We start from the raw sequence: 25760 nt of genomic DNA, 5'->3' as shown, positions 1-25760 counted from the left end.
TCGTGACATCTGACAGGTCAGGATCCGCCGCATTCTCATTGGCCCAACCGATCCAGCAAATCAGGCACATGGACCTGATCGGATTTATAATTTCCGGTCAGCACATGCATGATCAGATTGACGCCAAACCGCAGCGCGATCTCGCGTTGGCGTTCACCGGCCGCGCCGCGCCCGACCGGAAACATCGGCGCGCCAGTCGCGGTCACGGCCCAGGCGCGCGCCCAATCATTGCCGCCGATCACCACCGGCGTCACCCCGTCATTCAGATTGCGAAACGGCATGCCATCGACCTGCGCGGCATCCGGGGGTGCGGCCTCGACCCAGACATCGCGGCTGGCATAGCGGCCCGGAAAATCCTGCAACAGATAGAATGTGCGGGTCAGCACATGATCGGGCGGGATCGGGGCCAGGGGCGGAATATCCAGCGAGCGGGCAATCGCCTGCAACCGCGCCCCTTCGGGCGAGCCGGACCCGAAGCGTGCGGTATCGGCGTCGCGGGTGTCGAACAGGATCATCCCGCCGCTGCGCAGATAGCGGTTCAGCTTGCCATAGGCCTCGCGGCTGGGCAGCGGCTGATCGGCGGTGATCGGCCAGTAAAGAAACGGAAAAAACGCCAGCTCATCGGTTTCGATATCCACCGCCATCGGTGCCGCCGGTTCGATCGAGGTGCGCCGGAACAAGGTCTGGGACAGGCCGGCAAGGCCGGCGGCGGTCACCTCGTCAATGCGTGGATCACCGGTCAGCACATGGGCCAGCACCACCTCGGATGTGGCCTGCAACGCGAAATCCTCGGCGTTTTGCGCCTGGGCTTTGGGGGCAAGGGCCAGCGCCAGCATCACCGCCAAGGCGACATCCGCGCGCGGCCCGCGCAACCGGCCGCCCAGGGCCAGTGACGCGATGATATCGACCAGCAACAGCGCCAAAGCCGCGCCCAGCAGCCAGCCTTTCAGGGCCGTGGCGCGCAGGGCGGTCATACCTTCGACGGCGATCCGCGCTGGCCAGGCGGCGGGGGTCAGCAGCCTGTCCGGCCCGATCACATTGACCGCGATCTGGCGGTCGCGCGCGGCGTAAAGCCCCGGGTGCAATTGCGGGCCAGTGACGCCGGTCGCCAGCACCTCGCCCGCGACACCGGCCAGATCGCGCCCGTCCTGCAAACGCCCGTAACCATCCAGCAGGCTCTGCGGCTGCCATATCGTCCCTGCGAGTTCGGTGGCCTCTGGCCTGGCCGGGCGGGTGGACACGGCCAGCCGTTCCAGCATCTGCACGAAAAGCCCTGACAAAGGCAGGCTCGACCATTCGGCATTCGCGGTCACATGGACCAGCACGACCTGCCCGTCCCCGCTGAATTTGCGCGTGACCAGCGGCGTGCCATCGGCCAGCTGCGCGATCACGCGGTCGGCCAGCGTCGGGTCGGGCTGCGCCATGACCTGGCTGGTGACGGTCACATCCTCGGGGATGGTCAGACCAAAGAACGGTGTATCGGGGGCAAAGGGGGCCAGCGCCTTGGGTTCGCCCCAGCTCATCGCGCCGCCGACGCTGCGGCCACCTGCGCGCAGACGCACCGGCAGCAACGGGTCCTCACTCCGGCGACCCACGTCCGAGGCCGCCAGACGCGGCCCCGCAAAACGTAACAGTAGCCCGCCCTGATCGACCCAATCGGCGATGCCCTGCGCCTCGATATCGGTCAGGATCGCGACATCGGCCAGCACGATCACATCGGGATTGGCCAGCAGCACATCGGCCAGATCACCGTCGATCAGGTCAGCGGTGGGGGCCAGCGCCTCGCGCAGGTAGAAAAGCTGCGAAAGCAAATCCAGCCCTTCGCGGTCGCCGCGCCCTGCGATCAGCGCGACCTCGCGCCGCCGCAAAGCATCATCGCCCAGGCTGACCGCGGCGGCGGAACGTGTGCCGGTCAATTCGAACCGCGTGATCCGGTTGCGCAATTCCGGCGGCAGGTCGAGCGTGGTTTCCGCCACCTCTTGTCCCGCTTCAAACGCCAGCGGCACAGAGGCCAGCGCCCGTTCCACGCCAGCCGGATCAAGGCCGATGGCGGTGACGGTCGTCTCGCTTGGCGCACCAATCGGGGTGCGGGCAGCGCTGACGCGGACCGTGCCATCCTCGAACCGTGCAGGGCGCAGGGCAGTCACCTGACGCGGGGTCTGGAATAGGGTCACATTGCCTGCGCTCTCGAAGGTGGCCAGCAGGTCGGCGCGGCCCGGATAATCAAGCCCATCGCTGATCCAATAGGTCTCAAACCCGCCCTGATCCGCGAAATAGGCCGCCGCATCGACAGGCTGCCAGGGCTTGGGTTGCAAGCTTGCCAGCCGTTCGCGCCATGCGCTGGGCGCGGCAAAGGGCAGCGGTTCGGCCAAGGGCAGGTCGGTCAGCGTGACCACCGCGACGCGGCGTTCATTGGCGGCGGCCTCGGTCAGCAGGGCCGCGACACGGTCGATCCTCGCCTGCCAATCGGGCGCGCCTGCCCAAGTGCCATCCAGCGCGATCACCAGATCGCCGCGCCCCTCGCGGGCCTGCTGGGGGTTCAGCACCGGACCGGCGAAACCGATGATGATGGCCGCAACCGCCGACAGGCGCAGCAATAGCAGCCACCACGGCGTGCGGTCGGACTGGCTTTCGGCATCGGTCAGACCCAGCAGCAGCGCCACACCCGGAAACCGCCGCCGTACCGGGGCAGGCGGGACCGCGCGCAGCAAGATCCACAGGATCGGCAGCGCGATCAGGCCAAGCAGCAGCATCGGGGCCGCAAATCCGACGGGTCCAAGCATGAACATCAGCGCCGCCTTTCCAGCGCGCCATATAGCCACAGCAGCGCCTGTGTCGCCGATTGCCCGGTATGATGCGTGTGAAACTGCCAGCCGGTCACGCGGGCCAGTTGCGCCAGCGCATCCTTGCGCGCGGCCAGCCTGTCCAGATAGCGCGATTTGAGATCGCGGGCGCGCAGGGTTTCATGGCTGACGCTGCCGGTCATGGATTGAAAGATCGTGCGCCCGTCAAACGGAAACGCCTCTTCCTGCGGGTCGAGGACTTGCAGCAGCGCCCCTTTGACGCCGCGATCTGCGGCGCGGGTCAGTGCTGCGCGCAGCCCGTCGAGATCGCCCAGAAAATCGCTGACAAACAGCGCGCGGGAATGCGCCAGCATGCCGGTCAGCGCGGGGGCTGCATGATCGGTTGTGGCCTGTTCGGACAGGATCTGCGCCATCTGTTGCAGCTGCGCGCTGCCGCGCCGGGGTGGCAGGCGCAGGCCGGTCAGCCCGACCCGTTCACCGCCCCGGATCAGCAGCACCGCCAGCGCCATGGCAAGGATGCGCGCGCGCGCCCCCTTGGTCGGATGATCGCCAGAATGGAACCCCATCGCCGCGCCCTGATCGACCCAAAAGACCACCGATTGCGCGATCTGCCATTCCTTGTCCTGCACGAACCGCGCATCCGACCGCGCGGACCGGCGCCAATCAATGTTGCGCGCGGCATCGTGATTTTGGGCGGGGCGGTATTGCCAGAACGTGTCGCCGGTGCCTGCCCGCCTGCGCCCATGTTCGCCCAGCAGGACGGTCGCGGCCAGATGCTCTGCCTCGGCCAGCAGGGGCGGCAGATGCGCGGCAAGCGTTTCCGCCTGCGACCGGAGCGTCAGCGGCGTTGTCATGCCGCCGCTGCGACCTGCGTGATCTGGCTTGCGACTGTGGTGATGACGGATTGGATATCCTCGCCCCGCGCGCGGGCGGCAAAGGACAGCGCCATACGGTGTTCCAGCACCGGCACGGCCATGTTGCGCACGTCTTCGGCCGATGGGACCAAGCGTCCGTCGAGCAAGGCCGAGGCCCGCACCGTCAGCATCAGCGCCTGCGCTGCGCGCGGGCCGGGGCCCCAGCTGACGTTCTGGCGGATCACCTCGGGGGCGGTGGCGTCATCGGGGCGGCAGGCGCGCACCAGATCAAGGATCATATCAAGGATGTTTTCGCCCACCGGCATCCGGCGCAGCAGCGCTTGGGCGGCCAGCAATTCGGCGGCGGTGAAGACGGCGACAGACTGTGCATCCTCGGTGCCGGTGGTGGCGATCAGGATGTCCTTTTCGGTCTGCCGGTCGGGGTAGGGCACGTCGATCTGCACAAGAAACCGGTCCAGCTGCGCCTCTGGCAGCGGATAGGTGCCTTCCTGTTCCAGCGGGTTTTGCGTGGCCAGCACATGGAACGGCAGGCCAAGCGGGCGGTGCTGGCCGGCGATTGTGACCTCTTTTTCCTGCATCGCCTGCAACAGCGCCGATTGCGTGCGCGGGCTGGCGCGGTTGATCTCATCGGCCATCAGCAACTGGCAGAAAACCGGCCCTTCGATGAACCGGAACGCGCGGCTGCCATCGGCGGCGGTTTCCAGCACTTCGGAGCCCAGAATATCCGCAGGCATCAGATCGGGGGTGAACTGGATTCGGTTGCCATCCAGCCCCATCACCGTGGACAAAGCATCCACCAGCCGCGTCTTGCCAAGGCCGGGCAGGCCGACCAGCACCGCATGGCCACCGCAGATCAGCGCCGACAGGGTCAGGTCCACGACACGGCGCTGGCCGATGAAACGGGCCGCGATACTGTCGCGCGCGGCACCCAGTTTCGCACCCAATGCGTCTATCTGTGCGACAAGATCGGCGTCGTCGGCCATGACTTTCCCCTTGGATTACCTATATGCTGCAAGAGAACAGATAATCCTGATGATCCCAATGGCAAAAGAATGACCACACAAAAGATTGTTGCCCCCAGCGCCGAAGGTTTGGCCCAAAGCGTGCTTGCTGCGCAAAAAACCGGCCCCAAGGGCGGATTGCCGCCGGTCCATCTGTGGAACCCGCCGCATTGCGGGGATATCGACATGCGGATCGCGCGGGACGGGACGTGGTTTTACATGGGCACACCCATCGGGCGGCCCGCGCTGGTGCGGCTGTTTTCCACCATCCTGCGCCGCGACGGGGATGATTATGTGCTGGTAACGCCGGTCGAAAAGGTGGGCATCACCGTGGATGACGCGCCTTTCGTGGCGGTGGATGTGGACCGCGACGGTGACGGGCTGATCTTTACCACCAATGTCGGCGATACCGTGACCGCAGGCCCCGACAACCCGATCCGCGTCGAGCGTGACCCGCAAACCGGAGAGCCATCGCCCTATGTGCTGGTCCGCGCGAACCTTGAAGCGCTGATCGACCGCAAGTCGTTTTACCGGCTGGTCGATCTGGGCGAACATGCCGAACACGCGGGCGAGCATTGGTTCGGGGTGCGGTCTAGGGGGGCCTTCTTCGCGATTATTCCATCGGCGGAGTTGGGGTAGGGGCGGAGGCCTGATCTTTGCTGCGCGCTCAGTTTGCAGGTATCAGGCGTATCGGTTGGAAAAGTGTTGGTGATTACATGTTCATGATTTATTCTCATCGCGGAATGCGGAGAGGTAATCATGTCCATCATCAGCCACATCACGCTCGGGACCAATGACGTGGAGCGCGCCGGGCGCTTTTATGACGAGGTTCTGGGCGTGCTTGGTTTTGCGCGCCTGCCCAAGCCTGCAGGCAAACCGCCAGCCTATCAAAAGGCCGAAATGCCAACGATTTATCTATACCCGCCGGAAAACGGCCTTCCCGCAACATGGGGGAACGGCACCCATGTTGCATTTGTCGCGCAGACAAAGGAAGCCGTGCACCGTTTTCATGAGTCTGCCCTGCGTTTAGGCGGAAGCTGTGCGGGCAAGCCGGGTCCGAGACCGCATTACGGCGACAATTACTACGCCGCTTATGTGCGCGATCCTGATGGCAACAAGCTGCAAGCCGTCTGTTACGACCCAGATGATTGAGGGCTTCGAAGCTGGTGCAACATCGGTAAAGTCCCGCATAGCAGACCTTGGCCAAGGCTATCCTGCGATGGGGTGTCGCCTCATCCCCCCACACACGCAAATGTAACTGTCACCTTCCGTGCGCTGTCCTATCCTTGCACTCAGTAACAAAAGGATTTGCCATGCCGATGCTGGGACGCCGCGCTGTTTTGTTGGGGGCTGCGGCCACGTTGGGGACGCCGCTGGTTGCACAATCGGACCCTTGGGCCGCCGTGGCTGACCGTGTGCGCAGCTTGGACCAGTGCCGTGCCATCGTGATCCGCCAGTCGGGGGCAGAGGTTTTGTCGCAGGCGTTTCGCGGGCCGTCGTTGGGCGCTGCGGTGCCTGTCAAATCGGTGTCCAAGACCATCGTCGCGGCCTTGACGGGGGCGGCGCTGGATCGCGGTGAATTGCCTTCGCTGGACGCGAGTTTGGGCGAGGTGGCGCCGAAGCTGATCCCTGCGGCCGCCGATCCGCGTGTGGCGGGCATCACCATCGAAAACCTCGTGACCATGCAGGCGGGGCTGGAGCGGACCTCGGGCAGCAATTACGGCGCTTGGGTGAATAGCCGTAACTGGGTTGCCAATGCTTTGTCGCGGCCTTTCGTGGCGGAACCGGGCGCACAGATGCTTTATTCCACGGGGTCGTTTCACATCCTTGGCGCGGTGTTGTCCGAGGTGTCGGGGCGGTCCTTGCTGGATCTTGCACGCGCGCGGCTGGGCCAGCCTTTGGGGATCGAGATCCCCGCCTGGACCCGCGATCCGCAGGGGCGGTATCTGGGCGGCAACGAGATGGCGCTGAGCTTGGACGCTATGGCGCGGTTCGGCGAGATGTACCGCATGGGCGGGCAGTTCGGCGGCGCGCAGGTGCTGTCTGCCGATTGGGTCGCGCGGTCGCTGGAACCGCGCACGCGGTCGCAGTTTTCCGGCCTTGGCTATGGGTATGGCTGGTTTCTGGGGCAGGCAGAGGGTGTCGATTACGCGCTGGCGCGTGGCTATGGGGGGCAGGTGATCTGCACCATGCCCGCGCTGGAACTGACGCTGGCGCTGACCTCGGATCCGACGCAGCCCGCGCGGTCCGGTGGGCATTTCGGCGATATCATGCGGTTGATCGAAGGCGATGTAATCCTGCTTGCGCGCAGTCAGATGGCGTAATGCGGGGAAAGATGGGTGAAATCACCCATCCTACCGGTTGATCCGCTGGCGTAGGATGGGTGGTTTCACCCATCCCCCGGTCTTACACGCTGGTGCAGATATATTTCATCTCCATGTAATCATCGATGCCATGCGATGATCCTTCGCGCCCCAGACCCGATTGCTTGATGCCGCCAAACGGTGCCACCTCGGTCGAGATGATGCCGGTATTCACGCCGACGATGCCATATTCCAACGCCTCGGCCACCTTGGTCACGCGGCTGAGGTCCTTGGCATAGAAATAGGACGCCAGACCAAAGATCGTGTCATTGGCCTGAAAGATCACGTCGTCTTCATCCTCGAACATGAACAAGGGCGCAAAGGGGCCAAAGGTTTCATCCGTGCTGACCAGCATATCCTTGGTCGCATGGGTCACGATGGTCGGTTCAAAGAACTGCCCGCCCAGATCATGCGGCTTGCCGCCTGTCAGAACCTTGCCGCCTTTGGACAAAGCATCGTCGAGATGTTCCTGCACCTTCTTGACCGCCGCCGGTTCGATCAGCGGCCCCAATGTGGTGCCCTCGGACAGCCCGTCGCCCACCCGCAGCTTTTCGACCGCGACTTTCAGCTTGGCGGCAAAGGCGTCATAGACCCCTTTTTGCACATAGATCCGGTTGGCGCAGACGCAGGTCTGCCCGTTATTGCGGAATTTGCAGGCAATCGCCCCTTCGACGGCGGCATCCAGATCGGCGTCATCGAACACGATGAAAGGCGCGTTGCCGCCCAGTTCCATGGAACATTTCATCACCTGATCGGCGGCTTGTTTCAAAAGGATGCGCCCCACTTCGGTGGATCCCGTAAAGGTCAGTTTGCGCACGATGGGGTTTTCGCAGAATTCCTTGCCGACCTCGGATGACGAGGTCGAGGTCACAACCGAGAACAGCCCCTTGGGCACGCCCGCCTCTTCGGCCAGTTTGGCCATGGCAAGCGCGGACAAAGGCGTCAGCGAGGCAGGCCGCACCACGAAAGCGCAGCCAGCAGCCAGTGCAGGAGCGACTTTCCGCGCAATCATCGCATTGGGGAAGTTCCAGGGCGTGATTCCCGCCGCCACCCCGATGGGCTGTTTGATGACGGTGATGCGTTTATCGGCCATATGGCCGGGGATTGTCTGGCCATAGACGCGCTTGGCCTCTTCGCCGAACCATTCCACGAAGGATGCGCCATAGGCGACTTCGCCGCGCGCCTCGGTCAGGGGTTTGCCCTGTTCCGATGTCATGATGATGGCCAGATCTTCCTGGTTCTCGATCATCAGATCATACCATTTGCGCAGCACTTTCGCGCGTTCCTTGGCCGCCAGCGCGGCCCATGGTTTCTGGGCTTTTTGTGCGGCATCAATGGCTTGGGCAACTTCGGCGCGGCTGAGATCGGGCAATTCCGCGATCACATCGCCGCGTGCCGGATTGGTCACGCGAAAGGTCTTGCCGCTGGCGGCCTGCCGCCATTCGCCGGCCACGAAGGCCGCGTCACAAACCAGATCGGGGCGGCGCAGCAAGGATTTCAGGTTGGTCGTATCATCGCGCATGGTAGTCTCCTTTGACTTTCGCCTAATGTGGCCTTGGCATGGGGCAAAGGTAAAGGGGGGCTGGCCGATGGATCTTGACGATGCTTATGCGAATGCGGCGCATATTCCGGGTGGCGCGGATTATCCCGACCGCTGGGCGGCGCAGGCTGCCGCCTTTCGCAGCATTGCACGCTGCGAGCTTGATCTGGATTATGGCGAGACCGACCGGCTGCGGTTCGATTTGTTCCACCCCGACAGGTTGGCGCGCGGGGTCGTGATCTTTGTGCATGGCGGCTATTGGCTGCGGTTTGACAAATCCTTCTGGTCGCATCTGGCGGCGGGACCGCTGGCGCAGGGCTGGGCGGTGGCGATGCCGTCTTATGATCTTTGCCCCAAGGTCGGTATTGCGCAGATCGGCGCGCAGATCCAGCGCGCCATCGATGTGATCGCGCGCCGCGTGCCGGGGCCTGTCCGGCTGGTCGGGCATTCGGCGGGTGCGCAATTGGTGGCCCGCGCCATGGCGCCGCGCCCCGAGGCGGCGTGGCAGCAGCGCGTTGCATCGGTCGTGCCGGTTTCGCCGGTCGCCGATCTGGCCCCTTTGATGCGCACCTCGATGAATGCGCAGCTGCAGATCACCCCGGCCATCGCGCAGACCGAAAGCCCGGTGCATCTGCCTGCGCCGTCTTGTCCTGCGACCATCTGGGTCGGCGGCGCGGAACGGCCTGTTTTTCTGGCACAGGCCGCGCTGTTGGCGCAGGTTTGGGCGGCCCCGCTGGTGAGGGAGCCGGGGCGGCATCATTTTGACGTGATTGAGGCGCTGGCGCTGCCCGACAGCGACCTGACCCGCGCTGTGCTGGCGTGACGCTTCACATTCCGCTGGAATGCGAATGCCTCTGGCAGGAGTATTTTTGGAAAAAAGAAGCCGCAAGAGCCAGGCCGGCAGCGCCCGCCTGACAGTGCCCGCCCGACAATGCTTTGTCAGGGCGATGGCCGACATGGTGGCGGCGCGGATTTTTGATCTTTCCTCTTGCGCCTGGCGCGCCTATAAGAGGCCCAAGTTCCCCGACAATGTGAACCCGGCCCATGCGGTCTGCCCCTTCCAGGGCCCGGGTAAGGCTTGTCCGTCAGATCAGGAGACCAAAGATGTCTGATAAACCAATCATGGCCAAGGCAACCGCCGTCTGGCTATGCGACAATACCACGCTGACCTTCAAGCAGATTGCGGAATTCTGCGGATTTCACGAGCTTGAGGTGCAGGGCATCGCCGATGGCGATGTGGCCGTGGGCGTCAAGGGTTTTGACCCTGTGGCCAATAACCAGTTGACCCAAGAGGAGATCACCAAGGGTGAGGCTGATCCGTCCTATAAGCTGAAGCTGAAATTCTATGCCGCCGCCTCGGGCGAGGAAAAGCGCCGTGGTCCGCGTTACACGCCCTTGTCCAAGCGGCAGGACCGTCCGGCCTCTATCTATTGGCTGGTGAAATTCCATCCTGAATTGTCGGATGCACAGGTGGCAAAGCTGGTCGGCACCACCAAGCCCACTATTCTTGCCATCCGCGAGCGCACGCATTGGAACATCAATAACCTCGATCCGATCGATCCGGTGGCGCTGGGCCTGTGCAAGCAATCGGAACTGGATGCTGCCGTGCAAAAGGCAAATGCCAAGAAGGCCCGCGAAGGGGGTGCCATGACCGATGATGAACGCCGCAAGCTGGTCAGCACCGAAACATCGCTGGGCATGGCGCCTGAACCCAAGATGCCATCCGCGATGGCCGGGCTTGAGACCTTTAGCCTGAGCGATCCGCGCGATGACGCCGAGGAGCAAGAAGACACCCGCGATGTCAAGGATGCGGACAGCTTTTTCAACCTGCCCGATGATGATGACGAGGATGATGACGACGGCCGTTGATCTGGCGCTGATTTGGCGCTGATCTGGCACCTGACAGCTGAAAAACGCGCGGCCCCGGGGTCGCGCGTTTTGCGTTTCTTTGCGGCTGAGACAGGGATCGGCGTCACAAGGCCTTGCGCGCGTTCAAGGCGGCGGTGATCGTGCCATCGTCAAGATAGTCGAGTTCCCCCCCCACAGGCACACCCTGCGCCAGCGAGGTGACCGTCACACCGGGTAATTGATCGGCGATGTAATGCGCGGTGGTCAGCCCGTCGATCGTGGCTCCCAGCGCGATGATGACTTCGGTCACGTTCTCGGCGGCGATCCGGTCGATCAGCTTGGGGATGCGCAATTCGTCGGGGCCGATGGCATCAAGCGCTGACAGCGTCCCGCCCAGCACATGATAGCGCCCCTTGAACACGCCCGAACGTTCCATCGCCCACAGATCGGCTACATCCTCGACCACGGCGATCTGGCCTGTGGCGCGTTTGTCCGACAGGCAGATGTCGCATAGATCAGCGGTGCAGATATTCCCGCAATTGAGGCATTCGCGCACCGTTGCGCCGACCTTTTGCATGGTATCGGCCAAGGGCAGCAGCACCAGGCTGCGTTTCTTGATCATATGCAGCACGGCACGCCGCGCCGAGCGTGGCCCGAGCCCCGGCAATTTCGCCATCATCGCGATCAAATGCTCTAGATCTTCGGTGCCGTTTGCCATGGGGGCCTTTGCGTGCTGGGCCAAAAACTTTGCGGCCTCCGGCGGGGATATTTAGGCTCGGAAGATGGGGTCAGAAGGGCAGTTTCATGCCCGCGGGCAGGCCCATCGCCTCGGCCATCTTGCCCATTTCCTGCTGGGCGCGTTCGGCTGCCTTGGATTGCGCATCCTTGATCGCGGCAAGGATCAGATCCTCGACCACTTCCTTGTCGTCGCCGTTGAAGATTGACGGGTCGATATCGAGGCTTTTCAATTCGCCCTTGGCGGTTGCCCTGGCCTTGACCAGCCCCGCGCCGCTGATGCCTTCGACCATGATCTGGTCAAGGTCGTCTTGCATCTGGGCCATCTTGCCCTGCATGTCCTGGGCCTGTTTCATCATCTTGGCCATATCGCCAAGGCCGCCTAATCCTTTGAGCATCGGATGTCTCCCTCATGGTCTATGTTTGAGATAGGTCTTTGGGCGCGCGCCCGCAAGCGGGTCAATCCTGCTCGAACGGGTCCCATTCATCCTCGACCTCGGGCAGCGCCTCGGCTTCGGCCTCTTGGGCTTTGGTGGCGGCGGTGCGGATATCGGTGATGCGCGCCTTGGGGAAGGCTGCGATCACGGCCTGCACCAGCGGATGCGCATTGGCCTGCGCGCGCAGGTCGGTTTCGGCCGCATCACGGCAGGCGGCGATGGTGGGCGCGCCGCCTTCGCTGACCACGGAAATCGCCCAGCGGTTGCCGGTCCACAGCTGAAGCCGCGCGCCAAGCCGTCCCACCAGATCGGCGGCGGCATCGGCGGTGGGTTGCACGGTGATCCGGCCGGGCTGATAGGACACCAATTGCAGGCCGGTTTCGACCTCGACCAGCAGTTTGACGTCGCGGTGGCGGCGGATCAGCTCGACCACATCCTCGAACCGCGCGTAATGCTGCAGGCCATCGGGGGCCAGCGCCGGGGCGGTTTGTGCGCTGCCATGAGTGACAGCGGTGCTGTGCGCGACGGGGCCGCCCCCCGATGGCGGGGCAGGCGGCACGCGCGCGGGGCTGGATGGCGGCGGGGTTGCGTCCTTGAGCTTGCGCACCAGATCGTCGGGGCTGGGCAGATCGGCCACATGCGTCAGCCGGATCACCGCCATTTCGGCGGCCATCATCGCATTGGGGGCCATTGCGACCTCTTCAAGCGCTTTCAACAGCATCTGCCACATCCGCGACAAGACCCGCATCGGCAGGCCCTCGGCCATGGCCTGACCGCGGGCGCGTTCATCGGGGCCGATAGTGGGGTCATTGGCAGCCTCGGGCGTGATCTTGACCACGCTGACCCAATGGCAGACCTCGGCCAGATCGCGCAGCACGGCCATCGGATCGGCACCATCGGCATATTGGCCCGATAATTCCGTCAGCGCATCACCGGCGCGGCCATGCAGGATCATGTCGAAGAGGTCCAGCACGCGGCCACGATCGGCCAGCCCCAGCATGGCGCGGACCTGTGCGGCGCTGGTTTCGCCCGCGCCATGGCTGATCGCCTGATCAAGCAGCGATTGCGCATCGCGCGCGGACCCTTCGGCGGCACGGGTGATCAGCGCCAGCGCGTCATCGCTGATCGCGGCACCTTCGGCATCGGCAATCTTGCGCAGCAGGGCGATCTGGGTTTCCGGCTCGATCCGGCGCAGATCGAAGCGCTGGCAGCGCGACAGGACCGTGACCGGCACTTGGCGGATCTCGGTGGTGGCAAAGATGAATTTCACATGGGCAGGCGGTTCCTCCAGCGTCTTCAAGAGCGCGTTGAAGGCATTCTTCGACAGCATGTGCACTTCGTCGATGATGTAGATCTTGTAGCGGGCCGAGGCCGCGCGGTAATGCACGGAATCGATGATCTCGCGGATATCGCCAACGCCGGTGCGGGACGCGGCATCCATTTCCATCACATCGACATGGCGGCCTTCCATGATCGCCACGCAATGTTCGCAGATCCCGCAAGGGTCGGTGGTCGGCCCGCCGGTGCCATCAGGGCCGATGCAATTCATCCCCTTGGCGATGATCCGGGCGGTGGTGGTTTTGCCTGTGCCCCTGATGCCGGTCATCATGAAAGCCTGCGCGATCCGGTCGGCGGCAAAGGCATTGCGCAGGGTGCGCACCATCGCATCCTGACCCACCAGATCGGCAAAGGTCTCGGGCCGGTATTTGCGGGCCAGCACTTGGTAACGGGGTTGGTCTGTCATGGCGGCCTTTGGCAGGATTCGGCGGATGCCTCAGCCTAGGGCCATGCGCCCCAGAGGTCCACCAAGCTATTGCCGCGCGATCCGCCATCAGGCAAGCTGCGGACAAAGAAGGACGCGCCAATGCCGGATTTCGAGATTTTCACCCTGCCGGTCGCAGGCGGGACATTGGCGCTCTCGGCCTTGCCGCTGGGGCGGGGCCTGCAGGATCTGCTGGATTGGCAGCCCGATCTGGTCGTCTCGATGACCGGGCAGGACGAGATGGACAGGCTCGGCGCGGGCCAGCTGGGGGCGGTCCTGCGCGCAGCGGGGGTCGATTGGCAGCATCTGCCGGTGGTGGATTACGGCACGCCCGCAACAGATGATATCACCCAGATCGAAAGCGCCGCACTTGCGGTGCTGCGCGCAGGCGGCAAGGTGCTGACGCATTGCCGGGGTGGCTGCGGGCGGTCAGGGATGATGGCGCTGCGCCTGATGATCGCAGCGGGCGAGGATGCAGATGGCGCGCTGGGCCGGCTGCGCGCGCGGCGTCCCTGTGCGGTGGAAACCGATGCGCAACTGGTCTGGGCCAAAGGTTAGCCGCCCTAATCACCATCATCTTCCGAGCCCAAATATCCCCGCCGGAGGCCCAAAAGTTTTGACCTGCCCTGCGTCAGGACTTCTGACGTGGCTTTTTGCCACCTTTGGCGGTGCGGCCCTGTTTGCGCTGCTTGTCGCGCGCCAGCGCGATGGCCTCGGTGGCCTGCGTGTTCTCGCTCTTGAGCTTCTTGAACCGCGCCAGCCGGTCGGGGGTGATCAGGCCAGCCTTGACAGCGGCCTGCACGGCGCAGCCCGGCTCTGCATCATGGGCGCAATCGCGGAATTTGCATGCTGCGGCCAGTTCCGAGATTTCGGGAAAGGTCGCGTCGATGCCGAAACCGACCTCGGCCAGCCCCAGCCCGCGCATGCCGGGCGTGTCGATCAGCCAGCCCCCCGCCAGCATAGGGTGCAGTGACCGGCCGGTCGTGGTATGCCGCCCGCGCGCATCATCATCGCGGATGTCGCGGGTGGCGGCATTGCCGCCGGTCAGCGCATTGGCAATCGTCGTCTTGCCGACACCGGATGTGCCTGCCAGCGCCACGGTCTGTCCCGGTCCGCAATAGGGGGCGAAATGCTGCACCAGATCGCTGCCCTTGGCATTGACAGCCAGCACCGCAAGATCGCGGCCCAAAGCGCGCGCCTGATCGGCAAAGCTGGCGGCATCATCCGCCAGATCCGCCTTGGTCAGCACGATCACCGGGCGCACGCCTGCATCATGGGCCAGCGCCAGATAGCGTTCCAGCCGGGCAGGGTTGAAATCGGCGTTGCAGGATGTGGTGATGAACAGGCTGTCCAGATTGGCCGCAATCAGCTGCTTGTCGCCGGTGTGATATTCGGTGCCACGCGACAATTCGGTCTGCCGGTCCAGCACCCGGATCAGCCGGTATTGCGCCGGGGCGCAGAGCACGAAATCACCCACCGCGACCGCCGCCGTGGTCAGGCCGGGATCAAGTGTCAGCTCTAGCGTGTCCGAACCGGTCAAGGCCACCACGCGGTCGCGATGCACATTGGCGATGCGCGCCGGCGTCAATGCGGCATCATCGGGGCCCAGCTGGCTTTGCTGGAACGCCTGCCAGCCAAGCGCGTCCAGCCCGGTGGGGGCCGTCACCATAGCGGCCTGTTTGCGCGAAATCGGGGAATTGCCGTGACCTCTCTTTATGCCGACGGCCCCCTGCGGGTCCGTCACGCGGTATCGTAAGCAGCGCGGCGGGGTGCTGCAAGCCCGTCGCAGCGGCGGAACGAAGCGGCAGCGCGCGGCGTTATCCCCCGAACCACAGGAGAAACCGCATGGATATCTTACGCATCATCATCGCCATCCTGCTGCCGCCCGCCGGTGTCTTTTTGCAAGAAGGGCTGGGCAAGCATTTCTGGATCAACATCTTGCTGACCCTGCTGGGCTATATTCCGGGCATCGTCCATGCGATCTATATCATTGCACGCGAGGACCGCAGGCCTGTCTGACCTGATGGGCATTTATCCTGCAGCCAGGCTGGCCCGCGCCTGGCGAAAGATCGCGGCAATCTGGCGGAACCTGTCGGCATGGGGCGATGTCGCACGCCAGGCCAGCACCACGCGGCGCGGGCAGGCGCCGGGCATGGGCGTCAGCGCCAGATCATGGCCCCGCGCGATCCCCGCATCGACCGCAAGCTGCGGCAAAAGCGTGATGCCCAACCCTTCCTCGACCATGGACATCAGCGTGGGCAGGCTGGTTGCGGCAAAAGCGTCACCGGCAGGTGCCGCCATGTCGCGATAGGCCTGCAAGGCATGGCGTTGCAGACAATGACCCTTTTCCAGCAACAAAAGCTTGGCCTGCGCCAATTTGGCCCCGGTGACGGCCGGATCTTCGGCCAGCACATGGCCCAGCGGCGTTGCCAGCTGATAGCCGTCCTCGAACAACATCTCGGTTGCGATGGCACCTGTCGGATGCGGCAGCGCGATCAGGATCAGATCCAGCCGGCCCGCGATCAGCCCCTCGACCAATGTCTCGGTCAATTCCTCGCGCAGAAAGATATGCTGGTCCGGCCAGCGCTGGCGCAGCAGGGGCAAGGCGCGCGGCACCAGAAACGGCCCGATGGTCGGGATCGCCCCCAGCCGCAGATCGGCGCGCACCTGTCCTGCATGTTCCTGGGCCAGCGCCGCGATATCGGCCACATCATTCAGCACGACACGGGCACGGCGCGTGATTTCAACGCCCAAGGGGGTCATCATCACCGCCTGTTTGGACCGTTCGGCCAGGGGAACGCCCAGCTGATCCTCCAGCTCTTTGATGCCGCTGGACAGGGTGGGTTGGGTGACATGGCATATCTCTGCCGCGCGCGAAAAATTCAGCGTGTCGGACAGGGCAACAAGAAAACGCAATTGGCGCAGGGTGGTCATGGTGAGCCTTATGATAGATTTTGTCGATAACAATAAATCAAACAATCAATTTCCTCAATGATATTCCGGCCGCTATTGCTCGTGCATCGCAATCAGAACCCCAAGAGGACATCATGCTTGATACCGCACATACCCCCGCCGGCCTGCCACGGATGAACGAACCCGCCCCCGATTTCACCGCGCTGACCACGCATGGCATGAAATCTTTGGCCGATTACAAAGGCAAATGGCTGATCCTGTTTTCGCATCCGGCCGATTTTACGCCGGTCTGCACCACGGAATTCATGGCTTTCGCCCGCCGCGCCGGTGATTTTGCCGCGCTGAACACTGAACTGCTGGGCCTGTCGATCGACAGCCATTACGCGCATATCGCCTGGGTCCGGTCCATCGAGCAGAGCTTTGGCGTCAAGATCGATTTCCCGATCATCGCCGATCTGGATATGAAAGTGGCCCAAGCCTATGGCATGATCCAGCCCGGTGCATCCGACACCCAGGCGGTGCGCGCGACTTTCGTGATCGACCCCGAGGGCAATCTGCGCGCCATGGTCTATTACCCGATGACCAATGGCCGCTCGATTGACGAATTCTACCGCTTGATCGTCGCGCTGCAAACCTCGGCCGAGCATAAGATCGCCACACCTGAAAACTGGGTGCCGGGCCAGCCGGTGATCGTGCCGACCCCGCAGACCACCCAAGCCGCCGATGCCCGGATGACCGAAGGGCTGGATACCGTGGATTGGTATTTCAGCACCAAGACACTTTAACGCCAAGACCAAGACAGCGCGCCCGGCTAGCCCGGGTGCGCCAGATGAAAGGACACGCCATGACACAGTCACCAAAAGTCGCCGCCTTCTGGGATGCACCGACCGGAAGCTGGCAATATGTTTTCCACGATCCCGCCACGATGAAAGGCGCGATTGTCGATCCGGTCTGGAACTTTGATCCTCTGTCCGGGGCCACGGCCACGCGCGATGCGCAAAAGCTGCTGGATTACATCCGCGAGACCGGGATCGAGGTGGAATGGGTGCTTGATACCCATCCGCATGCTGACCATTTTTCCGCTGGCGTCTGGCTGAAACAGCACTTGGGGGCCAAGACCGGCATCGGTGAACATGTCGTCAAGGTGCAGGCGCTGTGGAAAGATATCTACAACCTCGGCGATGATTTTGCGACCGATGGCAGCCAATGGGACCATCTGTTCGCGGATGGCGACAGATTCATGATCGGCAATCTGGAAGTGCAGGTCATGTTCTCGCCCGGTCATACGATGGCCTCGGTCACCTATGTCGTGGGCGATGCGGCCTTTGTGCATGACACGCTGATGATGCCGGACAGCGGCACCAGCCGTGCGGATTTTCCGGGCGGATCGTCGGCGGCGCTTTATGACAGCATTGCGCAGATCATGGCGCTGCCGGATGACACGCGGCTTTATGTTGGCCATGATTACGCGCCCGACCGTGAGGCGGCCTGTATGGCGACTGTCGCCGCGCATCGTGCGCAGAATATCCATCTGGCCGACGCCCCCGACAAGGCAGCCTTTCAGGCCCGGCGCGATGCGCGTGACGCCACCTTGCCGCTGCCCAAGCTGATGCTGGCCGCCTTGCAGGTCAATATCCGCGGCGGGCGCGCACCGCAGGCCGAAAGCAACGGGCGCAGCTATCTGAAACTGCCGCTTGATTATTTCGAGGAACGCACCGGCGCATGATGCGCCCCCGCGCTTTGCAAAACTGACAGGCCGCCCAAGCCGGGTGATCCGCCGTGACCGCATGGTCCCGGCGGATCATGTTTTTGCACGATCACCGTGCCGCATGCAGGCATGGGAATCCGTCCCACGGATGAAAACCGGCGGAACCATGCCTATTGACAAGGCCTTGCCTGTTGCGAGCTTGCGCCAAGCTGGACGGCCGCACTAAAAGCCCCATTTGCTTGCGCAACATTGCCCGCGCGCGGCGATGCCCGCTTTGCAATCGGATGATCTGGGGACCACAATGGCCTTTGCGACCTCCATGACCAGACGCCAGCTGTTGAAATCCGGTGCTGCGACCGCCGCCGGGCTGATGGCCTCGGGCGTAAAGGCGCAGGACGGGGCCGGTCCGGTGCCGTTTTCCTTTGATATCCTGACCCAGATCGCGCGCGCGCAGGCGGCTGCCCCCTTTGTCGCGGCGACCCGCCCCGCAGGGTTTCTGGGCGCGCTGGATTACGATGATTACCGGCGGATCCGCTTTCGTCCCGATCGCGCGCGCTGGGCAGAGATTGCGGCCCCGGTGCATGTCCATGCATTCCACACCGGCTGGCTGTTCGGTGATCCGGTCCAACTGTTCGAGGTCACGCGCGATGCGCAAGGCTTGATCGCCGCGCCAATGCTGTTTTCGACTGCCGATTTCGATTATCTTGATGATCTGGCCGACCGCCTGCCTGCGGATGCGCAATGGCCGGGTGTTGCGGGGTTCCGGCTGAATACGCCGCTGAACCATCCCGACCGCCATGACGAATTGGTGGCCTTTCTGGGTGCCAGCTATTTCCGCGCCCTTGGCCGCGGCAACCGTTACGGGATCAGCGCGCGGGGGCTGGCGCTGAACACCGCAGGCCCCCAGCCCGAGGAATTCCCCCGCTTCACGCGGTTCTATCTGGAACGCCCTGCGCCGGATGCGGCCGAGACCTCTGTCTATGCCCTGCTTGATAGCCCCAGCGTCAGCGGAGCTTACCGCTTTGTGATCCGCCCGGGTGATACGACCGAGATAGATGTCACCGCGCGCCTGTTCTTTCGCGCCGAGGTGGCCGAGCTGGGGATCGCGCCATTGACCTCGATGTTCCTGTTCAACGGCGTGAACCGCGCCGGGTTCGACGATTACCGCCCGCGCGTGCATGACAGCGACGGGTTGCGGATCGTGCAGCAGGGCGGTGACGTGATCTGGCGGCCGCTGAACAACCCGCCGCGTCTTGCCGGGTCCTATTTCGCGCAGGCCAATCCGGTCAGCTTTGCGCTGCATCAGCGCGAACGCGATTTCACCAAATATCTTGATGCGGGCGCGCGTTACGAAATGCGCCCCTCGCTCGAGGTCGTGCCGCTGGGCGATTGGGGCGCAGGCCATGTCCGGCTGGTCGAGATCCCGACCGCGCTGGAGGTCGAGGATAATATCGTCGCCTATTTCATCCCCGAAGGCCGGGTAGCAGCCGGCGAGACGCGCACATTCGCCTATCGTCTGCGCTGGGGCGATCTGCCGCAAAGCGATGGCGCGGACCGGGCGCATGTCGTCGAAACGCGGGCGGGCGCGGGCGGTGTGTCTGGCGTGATCAACCCCGCGAACAAGCGCAAATTCGTGATTGATTTCAAAGGGGGCTTTTTGTCCCGCCTGACGCAGGCCGATGCGCTGACCCCGGTTGTCGCCGCCTCGGGGGGCGATCTTGTCGCCGTCACGCTGGCCCGTGTTGATGGCAGCGATCTGTGGCGGGTGGTGCTGGATGTGCAATCTGACAGCGCGCTTGTCGAACTTTCGGTGCATATTGCGGGATATGGACGCAAATTGACGGAAACATGGCTTTACCAATGGATCAGACCGCATGCGTGATCAGCAGAATGATATCGAACGGATCATCGCCGCGATCGGCGCGCCGCCCGATGCCCCTTTGGCCATGCCGCGGCAGGATCTGGAACAGCCCCGCGCGCAGCCCCAGCCCGGCCTGTTCCCCCGCCTGATCGGCGTGTTCATGCCAAAGGCTGGTCCCTAGATCATGCAGGATGCCCGGCGGGCCTGCCGCGATGTGACCGCGATCCGCATTCTGGCGCTGGCGGCCAGCGTGACAGCGGGGGCGCTGGCCTTTGTCTTTTTCCTGCGCATCGGGATCGCTGACGGGCTGGATCTGATCGATGTGCTGCGCAGCCTGCTGTTGCTTGTCGCGACCTTCTGGCTGTCATGGGGCGCGATGCAGGCTTTTATCGGCCTAAGCACCCCTGCGCTTGCGCCGCAGATCGACCGTAGCGCGCCGCTTGCCGCGCGCATCGTCGTGCTGGTCCCGATCTACGAAGAAGACCCGCTGACCACGTTCGCGCGGATCGCCGCGATGGATATGTCGCTGGCCGCGACCGGCCATGGCGCGTGCTTTGATATGGCGATCCTGTCGGATACAAGCGACGCTGTGGTCGCGGCCCGTGAAAGGCTTTGGTATCTGCATCTGCTGCGCGCGCGTCATGGGCCGTCGCGGATTTTCTATCGCCGCCGCGCCAGCAACCGTGGCAAGAAAGCGGGCAATATCGCAGATTTCATCCGCAGCTCGGGGGCGGCATATGATTACGCGATCATCCTTGATGCCGACAGCCTGATCGAAGGCGATACCATGGTCGAGATGGCCCGCCGGATGCAGGCCGACCCCGATCTGGGGCTGTTGCAGACCTTGCCGCGCATTATCGGGGCGCGGTCGCGCTTTGGCCGCGCGATGCAGTTTTCGGCGGCCTTCAATGCGCCCGTTTTCGCGCGCGGCCTTGCGATGATGCAGGGGCGCAGCGGCCCGTTCTGGGGGCATAATGCGATCATCCGCATCCGCGCCTTTGCGCAAAGCTGCGGCTTGCCGGAACTGGCGGGCAAGCCCCCGTTCGGCGGCCATATCCTGAGCCATGATTACGTCGAGGCGGCGCTGCTGGCGCGCGCAGGCTGGATTGTCCGGCTGGATGACGATCTGTGCGGCAGCTATGAGGAGGCGCCGGAAAACATCGTCGATCATGCCAAACGCGACCGGCGCTGGTGCCAGGGCAACCTGCAACATGCGCGGCTGTTGTTCGCCCCCGGCCTGCGCGGCTGGAACAGGTTTGTCTTTGTGCAGGGCATCCTTGCCTATCTGGCCTCTGTGGTCTGGCTGGCCTTTCTGCTGGCCAGCCTGGCCGCCCCGGTCTTTGGCCCGCCTGTCGCGGCTTTCCCGACCCAATACTGGCCCTTGCCGGTGACACCGCCCGACCAGACGGTGCTGGCGCTTGCGCTGGTCAGCGGCATTTTCGGGCTGCTGATCCTGCCCAAGCTGCTGATCCTTGCGGATGCGCTGCGGCGCGGACGGGCGCGCGCTTTTGGCGGTGGCTGGCCTGCAACCGCATCAACCCTGTCCGACGTGCTGTTGTCATCGGTCATCGCGCCGATCTTGATGATGTATCAGGCGCGGTCGGTGTTTCAGGTGCTGGCGGGGCGGGATGGCGGCTGGCCCGCGCATGACCGCAGCGCGGGATACTTGCGCTTGGCCCAAGCCTTTGCCGCCAGCCATTGGATCATGGCCTGCGGCGTGATCGGACTGGCGCTGGCCCTGGTGCTGTCGCCGGGCCTGTTGGTGTGGTTCTTGCCGGTGACATTGCCGATGGTCTTTGCGCCCGTCATCATCGCATGGACATCGCGGCCCGCCATGACGCGGCTATTCCGCATACCCCAAGACCTGACCCCCGCGCCGGTGATGCTGTTGCAGGCGGCCGTGCTGGCGCGCTGGCGGGCAGGCGATGCAGAGGACGCGCCGGAACTCTGGGCGGACCGCGTGTAGGATGTCTGACGTGATCGCTGGGCGCGCTGGCCCTGACGATCACGATCTGGCGGGCGGCAGGGTGTCGCGCTAAGGTGCCAGCCCGTCAGGTTGCGGTCAGCTTTGGCGGCGAAAGAGGCTCGACCGATGCTGTGATCCACGGCAATCTATCCGCTGTCCGGCCCGATCCTGAAAGAAAGCCTGCCCCTGATGCGCGTCCTGCTTGTCGAAGACCACCCCCCGCTGGCCGAGGCTGTCTGCGACGCGCTGCGCCGTGCCGGTTTCGCCGTCGATCACGCAGGCACAGCCGCCGATGCGCGCGAAATGGCGGCGCTGGCCAATTACGGGCTGATTCTTTTGGACCTTGGCCTGCCGGATGGCGATGGCACCACGCTTTTGCCGGTGCTGCGGGGTGGCGGGCGGGTGCCGGTCATCGTGCTGACCGCGCGGGACCAGCTGGCCGACAGGATCGCGGGGCTGGATGGCGGGGCCGATGATTATGTCGTCAAACCGGTCGAGATGCCCGAACTCGTCGCCCGCTGCCGCGCAATCCTGCGCCGCCCCGGTGACAGGTCGGGCAGCACCTTGACCCTGGGGCCTTTGGCGTTGGATACGCTTGCCCGCAGCGTCAGCCTGCATGATGCGCCCCTGATCCTTGGCCGCCGCGAAACCGGCGTTCTGGAACAGCTGATGCGTGCGGCCGGTCGGGTCGTGTCGCGCCAGATGCTTGAAGAGTCGATCTATGGTTTCGACGACGAGGTCGGCCCCAATGCGCTGGAAGCCGCCGTATCACGCCTGCGCCGCGCGCTGGAAGCCGCGGATTGTCCCGTGCCTGTCGTCACGATCCGCGGTGTGGGCTGGATGCTGCCGCGCGCGGGGACGGCATGACCGCCGCGCGCCGCCCGCTGGCGCGGACCCTGACGCAGCGTCTGACGCTGATCGCGCTGGGCGTTGTCGCGCTGAATGTCGTGGTTGTCGGCGCTTATTACGGCAGCGACCGCCCCGCGCTCGAGGCCGAGGCGGTGGCGGATATGACCGACCGTCTGGGTGCGGCGCTGGAGGGGGTGATCCTGCCCGGCAATGCGCCGGTGCGTGCCATCTTTGCCGATCATCCCGACGCCTATGCCTATGCGCTGGTTGACCGGACGGGCGTGGTGATCGGCGCGATGAACGCCGATCTGATCCCGCCCTCGGCGGCGGACCTTTATGCCGATGATTGGATCACGCGGATTGATCTGCCCCAGATGCGCCGGGTGATCGCGGGTCATGAATTCGCGGACCGGACCGATGGTCTGCGCGTGATCTTCGTGATGAATGCCGATCCGGCAGGGCTGTTGCGCCGCGCCTATTTCAGCGAATTGCGCCAGCATGTCTGGGCGCCTGTCCTGCCGATGGCCATCGTGTTGATCGTGGCCAGCGTCCTGCTGATCCGGCGTGAATTGGCCCCTGTGGCGCGGGCCGCGGCTTGGGCGCGCGCGATCCGGCCCGGTGCTGTGACCCCGCCGCCGGATGGTGACCTGCCCGCCGAAGTCGCCGATCTGATCGAGGCGACCGACCGCGCGCTGAACCGCCTTGCCACTGCCTTGGCCGCCGAAACGCGCCACGCCGCCGAAGCCGCCCATGCGCTGCGCACGCCCGTCGCGGTGCTGGTCGCGCGGCTGGACGCCTTGCCGCAGGGCGAGACGACCGACCGGCTGCGCGCCGATCTGGCCGCCCTGGCGCGCACGGTGCAGCAGGTGCTGGCGGCCTCGCGCACCGATGTGCTGGCGGTGCCTGATAAAATGGCGCTTGATTTGCGTGATGCGGCACAGGCCGTCACCGCTGCCCTTGCGCCTTTTGCCTATGAAAAGGGGGTGGAATTGGCGCTGTCCTTGCCCGACGCCCCCGTGCTGGCCCGTGCCAACCGCGAAGGGGTAGAGCTTGCCCTGTCGAACTTGATCGAGAATGCGGTCCTGCACGGCGGCCCCGGTCTGGTCGAGATCAGCGTCGGACCCGCGCTTACCATCACGGTACGCGATCACGGGCCGGGCCTGCCTGCGGCTGCGGGATCACAGCTGTTCAAGGCGTTCTGGCGCGGCCCTGCGGCGGTGCCGGGGGGCACGGGGCTGGGTCTGGCCATCGTGGAACGGCTGCAACAGGCGCAATCGGGCGAAGTCTCCGCGCAGAATGCCGCAGACGGTGGCTGCCAAATCGTGCTGAGCTATCAATCGGCCTAATCTTTATCCTGTCAGGCAGGCGTCAGACCGGCTGGCTATCCCGCTCTTATTGGATCGACAGACGATCCCCAAAACAGGAGTGACCCATGACCGACACGCAGATTCCCACTGACGCCCCCACGCCGCAAAGCGAGGGCGCAGCCCATAAGTTCGACCTGCGCCGCCTGCGCGCATGGCTGGCCGGCGAGATCGACATCCGCCTGCCGCGTGGCTGGCTGGTCGCTGGCGCAGCCGCTTTTGTCGTGCTGCTGATCGTGGCGCTGGACTGACCCCAAGGGACCTATCGAAAGGACCAATCATGAAGTTTCTTGTAATCGCCGCGTTTTGCGCCGCCCTGACCGCCCCCGCCGCTTTTGCCGACACCCCGACCACACCCATCGCCGATGTGCAGCGCGGCACGATGGTGAATGTCGCAGGCACCGTCGCGCGGATCACTGACGAGGATGAATTCCGCCTGACCGATGCCAGCGGCAGTATCCGCATCTATGTCGGCCCCAATTGGGTGCCTGCCGAAGTTGGCGAAAATGTCGTGGTCAGCGGCTTTGTCGATGACGATCTGATCCCCCCGCGCGAGATCTATGCCCGCAGCCTGACCCGCGCGGATGGCACGGTGATCACATTTGACCGGCGCTACGAGTGACGCCAGTCGGGCAGCAGGCCGCGCTTGGCCTGCTGTCATTGCGTGACGCATGCGCTAGCCCATGCGTTCCGAGGCATAGGACCCCGGCGAGGCCGGGAACACGATGGTCTTGTTGCCGTTCAGCATGACGCGGCGGTGGATATGGGCATGGATCGCGCGGGCCAGCACCTGGCTTTCGACATCGCGCCCAAGGCTGACGTAATCGGCAGGCGATTGCGCATGGGTGACGCGCGCGATGTCCTGTTCGATGATCGGCCCTTCATCCAGATCGGCGGTGACATAATGCGATGTCGCCCCGATCAGTTTCACGCCGCGTTCATAGGCCTGTTTATAAGGGTTCGCCCCTTTGAAGCTGGGCAGGAAGGAATGGTGGATATTGATGATCTTGCCCGACATCTGCTGGCACATCCGGTCGGACAGGACCTGCATATAGCGCGCCAGCACGATCAGATCGGCCCCCGTCGCATCGACGACTTCCATGATGCGGGCCTCGGCATCGGGCTTGTTTGCCTTGGTGACGGGGATGCAATGGAACGGGATATCGTGGTTCACCACGACCTTTTGGTAATCCATGTGATTCGAGATTACGGCGACGATGTCGATGGGCAGCGCCCCGATCCGCCAGCGATACAGCAAATCATTCAGGCAATGGCCAAAGCGCGACACCATGATGATGACCTTCATGCGCACAGCTTCGTCGTGAAAGGCGAAATCCATCCCGAACCCGCTGCTGATGGCGCTGAAATCATCGCTCATCTTGTCCAGCGTCGCGCCTTTTTCGCTGGTAAAGCTGACGCGCATGAAAAACCTGCCGGTTTCAGTGTCGTCGAATTGCGAACTGTCGGTGATGTTGCAGCCGTGCTCGGCCAGAAACCCGGCGATGGCGGCAACGATTCCACGGGCACTGTCGCAAGTGACGGTCAGGGCGAATTTGGTCATGGGATGCTTTCGACGATGAAACAATATGTTGGCGGTGATCGGGTCTTGTCCTGTCATGCCCGCCTTGGTCAGTACAAGGTGGATCATGGCCGGACAGGCCCGATATTTGGTTTCAAGATCACCTTTTTGTTAACCTCGCGATAGCGATCACGACGATACATAAGGCATTGACG

Annotated in this window: 27 protein-coding genes; 17 read left to right on the top strand and 10 right to left on the bottom strand. The window is 64.0% G+C overall.

Annotated features, from left to right (window positions below):
• Nucleotides 1–35 precede the first annotated feature (35 nt).
• From LOKVESSMR4R_RS13335 to LOKVESSMR4R_RS13325, 3 genes are read right to left on the bottom strand one after another with little or no spacing between them, the layout of a single operon-like run.
• On the bottom strand, nt 36–2789 hold the full coding sequence (locus LOKVESSMR4R_RS13335; RefSeq protein ID WP_087209224.1) for a DUF4159 domain-containing protein: 2754 nt from the start codon (nt 2787–2789) through the stop codon (nt 36–38).
• Nucleotides 2789–3658: a DUF58 domain-containing protein gene (locus tag LOKVESSMR4R_RS13330; RefSeq protein WP_087209221.1), complete on the bottom strand. Its 870-nt coding sequence runs from the start codon at nt 3656–3658 to the stop codon at nt 2789–2791. Before LOKVESSMR4R_RS13330 ends, LOKVESSMR4R_RS13335 begins: the two co-directional genes overlap by 1 nt.
• Complete coding sequence (locus LOKVESSMR4R_RS13325) at nt 3655–4662, bottom strand: AAA family ATPase (protein ID WP_087209218.1); 1008 nt, start codon at nt 4660–4662, stop codon at nt 3655–3657. The genes LOKVESSMR4R_RS13330 and LOKVESSMR4R_RS13325 overlap by 4 nt, the downstream gene beginning before the upstream one ends.
• A 69-nt stretch (nt 4663–4731) precedes the next feature.
• Here LOKVESSMR4R_RS13325 and LOKVESSMR4R_RS13320 point away from each other — a divergent pair, with 69 nt between their 5' ends.
• The 3 genes from LOKVESSMR4R_RS13320 (at nt 4732) to LOKVESSMR4R_RS13310 (ending at nt 7004) form a co-directional block, all read left to right on the top strand.
• Entirely contained in the window at nt 4732–5319 is a 588-nt protein-coding gene (locus LOKVESSMR4R_RS13320) for a DUF1285 domain-containing protein (protein WP_087209216.1), read from the top strand.
• A gap of 120 nt (nt 5320–5439) precedes the next feature.
• Complete coding sequence (locus tag LOKVESSMR4R_RS13315; RefSeq protein WP_237331788.1) at nt 5440–5832, top strand: VOC family protein; 393 nt, start codon at nt 5440–5442, stop codon at nt 5830–5832.
• Between the two features lie 161 nt (nt 5833–5993).
• Nucleotides 5994–7004 carry a serine hydrolase domain-containing protein gene (locus LOKVESSMR4R_RS13310; RefSeq protein ID WP_204248676.1) on the top strand — a complete coding sequence of 337 codons (1011 nt, stop codon included), beginning with the start codon at nt 5994–5996 and terminating at the stop codon, nt 7002–7004.
• A gap of 82 nt (nt 7005–7086) precedes the next feature.
• Here LOKVESSMR4R_RS13310 and LOKVESSMR4R_RS13305 read toward each other — a convergent pair whose 3' ends face one another.
• Nucleotides 7087–8565 carry an NAD-dependent succinate-semialdehyde dehydrogenase gene (locus LOKVESSMR4R_RS13305; RefSeq protein WP_087209213.1) on the bottom strand — a complete coding sequence of 493 codons (1479 nt, stop codon included), beginning with the start codon at nt 8563–8565 and terminating at the stop codon, nt 7087–7089.
• 67 nt (nt 8566–8632) lie between these two features.
• Here LOKVESSMR4R_RS13305 and LOKVESSMR4R_RS13300 point away from each other — a divergent pair, with 67 nt between their 5' ends.
• Genes LOKVESSMR4R_RS13300 through LOKVESSMR4R_RS13290 form a run of 3 tightly spaced genes read left to right on the top strand, consistent with a single transcriptional unit; the run spans nt 8633 to nt 10452 of the window.
• Complete coding sequence (locus LOKVESSMR4R_RS13300; protein WP_087209211.1) at nt 8633–9406, top strand: alpha/beta hydrolase; 774 nt, start codon at nt 8633–8635, stop codon at nt 9404–9406.
• 25 nt (nt 9407–9431) lie between these two features.
• Nucleotides 9432–9695 carry a hypothetical protein gene (locus tag LOKVESSMR4R_RS13295; RefSeq protein WP_157898227.1) on the top strand — a complete coding sequence of 88 codons (264 nt, stop codon included), beginning with the start codon at nt 9432–9434 and terminating at the stop codon, nt 9693–9695.
• Nucleotides 9688–10452 carry a DUF1013 domain-containing protein gene (locus LOKVESSMR4R_RS13290; protein WP_087209205.1) on the top strand — a complete coding sequence of 255 codons (765 nt, stop codon included), beginning with the start codon at nt 9688–9690 and terminating at the stop codon, nt 10450–10452. The genes LOKVESSMR4R_RS13295 and LOKVESSMR4R_RS13290 overlap by 8 nt, the downstream gene beginning before the upstream one ends.
• Nucleotides 10453–10555: 103 nt before the next feature.
• Here LOKVESSMR4R_RS13290 and recR read toward each other — a convergent pair whose 3' ends face one another.
• From recR to LOKVESSMR4R_RS13275, 3 genes are all read right to left on the bottom strand, one after another.
• A complete protein-coding gene (gene recR, locus LOKVESSMR4R_RS13285) occupies nt 10556–11149 on the bottom strand; it encodes a recombination mediator RecR (RefSeq protein WP_087209202.1) in 594 nt (197 codons plus the stop codon).
• Between the two features lie 70 nt (nt 11150–11219).
• Nucleotides 11220–11564 carry a YbaB/EbfC family nucleoid-associated protein gene (locus LOKVESSMR4R_RS13280; protein ID WP_087209198.1) on the bottom strand — a complete coding sequence of 115 codons (345 nt, stop codon included), beginning with the start codon at nt 11562–11564 and terminating at the stop codon, nt 11220–11222.
• Between the two features lie 61 nt (nt 11565–11625).
• A complete protein-coding gene (locus LOKVESSMR4R_RS13275) occupies nt 11626–13347 on the bottom strand; it encodes a DNA polymerase III subunit gamma/tau (RefSeq protein WP_087209195.1) in 1722 nt (573 codons plus the stop codon).
• A gap of 120 nt (nt 13348–13467) precedes the next feature.
• Between LOKVESSMR4R_RS13275 and LOKVESSMR4R_RS13270 the strand changes: the two genes are divergently transcribed.
• Nucleotides 13468–13923: a protein-tyrosine phosphatase family protein gene (locus LOKVESSMR4R_RS13270; protein WP_087213205.1), complete on the top strand. Its 456-nt coding sequence runs from the start codon at nt 13468–13470 to the stop codon at nt 13921–13923.
• A gap of 73 nt (nt 13924–13996) precedes the next feature.
• Here LOKVESSMR4R_RS13270 and rsgA read toward each other — a convergent pair whose 3' ends face one another.
• Nucleotides 13997–15034 (bottom strand): ribosome small subunit-dependent GTPase A, encoded by a 1038-nt coding sequence (rsgA, locus tag LOKVESSMR4R_RS13265; protein WP_087209192.1) that lies wholly within the window; start codon nt 15032–15034, stop codon nt 13997–13999.
• A gap of 176 nt (nt 15035–15210) precedes the next feature.
• On the opposite strand from rsgA, the gene LOKVESSMR4R_RS13260 reads away from it, so the two are divergent.
• Nucleotides 15211–15384: a YqaE/Pmp3 family membrane protein gene (locus tag LOKVESSMR4R_RS13260; RefSeq protein ID WP_087209189.1), complete on the top strand. Its 174-nt coding sequence runs from the start codon at nt 15211–15213 to the stop codon at nt 15382–15384.
• 12 nt (nt 15385–15396) lie between these two features.
• On the opposite strand, the gene LOKVESSMR4R_RS13255 is transcribed toward LOKVESSMR4R_RS13260, so the two are convergent.
• Entirely contained in the window at nt 15397–16299 is a 903-nt protein-coding gene (locus LOKVESSMR4R_RS13255) for a hydrogen peroxide-inducible genes activator (protein WP_087209186.1), read from the bottom strand.
• 113 nt (nt 16300–16412) lie between these two features.
• Between LOKVESSMR4R_RS13255 and LOKVESSMR4R_RS13250 the strand changes: the two genes are divergently transcribed.
• From LOKVESSMR4R_RS13250 to LOKVESSMR4R_RS13215, 9 genes are all read left to right on the top strand, one after another.
• Nucleotides 16413–17063 (top strand): peroxiredoxin, encoded by a 651-nt coding sequence (locus LOKVESSMR4R_RS13250; protein WP_087209183.1) that lies wholly within the window; start codon nt 16413–16415, stop codon nt 17061–17063.
• A 59-nt stretch (nt 17064–17122) separates the two neighbouring features.
• Complete coding sequence (locus tag LOKVESSMR4R_RS13245) at nt 17123–18004, top strand: MBL fold metallo-hydrolase (RefSeq protein ID WP_087209180.1); 882 nt, start codon at nt 17123–17125, stop codon at nt 18002–18004.
• Between the two features lie 301 nt (nt 18005–18305).
• The gene (locus LOKVESSMR4R_RS13240; RefSeq protein ID WP_162290732.1) at nt 18306–19868 is read left to right on the top strand and encodes a glucan biosynthesis protein; all 1563 of its coding nucleotides are present in this window, start codon (nt 18306–18308) and stop codon (nt 19866–19868) included.
• Nucleotides 19861–20028, top strand: a complete 168-nt coding sequence (locus LOKVESSMR4R_RS20470) for a tripartite tricarboxylate transporter TctB family protein (protein ID WP_204248675.1) — start codon at nt 19861–19863, stop codon at nt 20026–20028. Before LOKVESSMR4R_RS13240 ends, LOKVESSMR4R_RS20470 begins: the two co-directional genes overlap by 8 nt.
• Nucleotides 20029–20031: 3 nt before the next feature.
• Complete coding sequence (gene mdoH / locus LOKVESSMR4R_RS13235; protein ID WP_087209178.1) at nt 20032–21813, top strand: glucans biosynthesis glucosyltransferase MdoH; 1782 nt, start codon at nt 20032–20034, stop codon at nt 21811–21813.
• A 189-nt stretch (nt 21814–22002) separates the two neighbouring features.
• Nucleotides 22003–22680, top strand: a complete 678-nt coding sequence (locus tag LOKVESSMR4R_RS13230) for a response regulator transcription factor (protein ID WP_087209176.1) — start codon at nt 22003–22005, stop codon at nt 22678–22680.
• A complete protein-coding gene (locus tag LOKVESSMR4R_RS13225; RefSeq protein WP_087209172.1) occupies nt 22677–24008 on the top strand; it encodes a sensor histidine kinase in 1332 nt (443 codons plus the stop codon). Before LOKVESSMR4R_RS13230 ends, LOKVESSMR4R_RS13225 begins: the two co-directional genes overlap by 4 nt.
• Before the next feature lie 86 nt (nt 24009–24094).
• Complete coding sequence (locus LOKVESSMR4R_RS13220) at nt 24095–24277, top strand: hypothetical protein (RefSeq protein ID WP_087209169.1); 183 nt, start codon at nt 24095–24097, stop codon at nt 24275–24277.
• 29 nt (nt 24278–24306) lie between these two features.
• Nucleotides 24307–24648 carry a hypothetical protein gene (locus LOKVESSMR4R_RS13215; RefSeq protein WP_087209166.1) on the top strand — a complete coding sequence of 114 codons (342 nt, stop codon included), beginning with the start codon at nt 24307–24309 and terminating at the stop codon, nt 24646–24648.
• A 54-nt stretch (nt 24649–24702) separates the two neighbouring features.
• Here the strand turns inward: LOKVESSMR4R_RS13215 and purU are convergent, their stop codons facing one another.
• Nucleotides 24703–25587: a formyltetrahydrofolate deformylase gene (gene purU, locus LOKVESSMR4R_RS13210; protein WP_087213199.1), complete on the bottom strand. Its 885-nt coding sequence runs from the start codon at nt 25585–25587 to the stop codon at nt 24703–24705.
• Between the last annotated feature and the right edge of the window lie 173 nt (nt 25588–25760).

It is taken from the genome of Yoonia vestfoldensis, from assembly GCF_002158905.1.
Classification (GTDB): domain Bacteria; phylum Pseudomonadota; class Alphaproteobacteria; order Rhodobacterales; family Rhodobacteraceae; genus Yoonia; species Yoonia vestfoldensis_B.
Note: the sequence above shows the minus strand (reverse complement) of the source record. Positions and strands in the feature narration are given on the sequence as shown.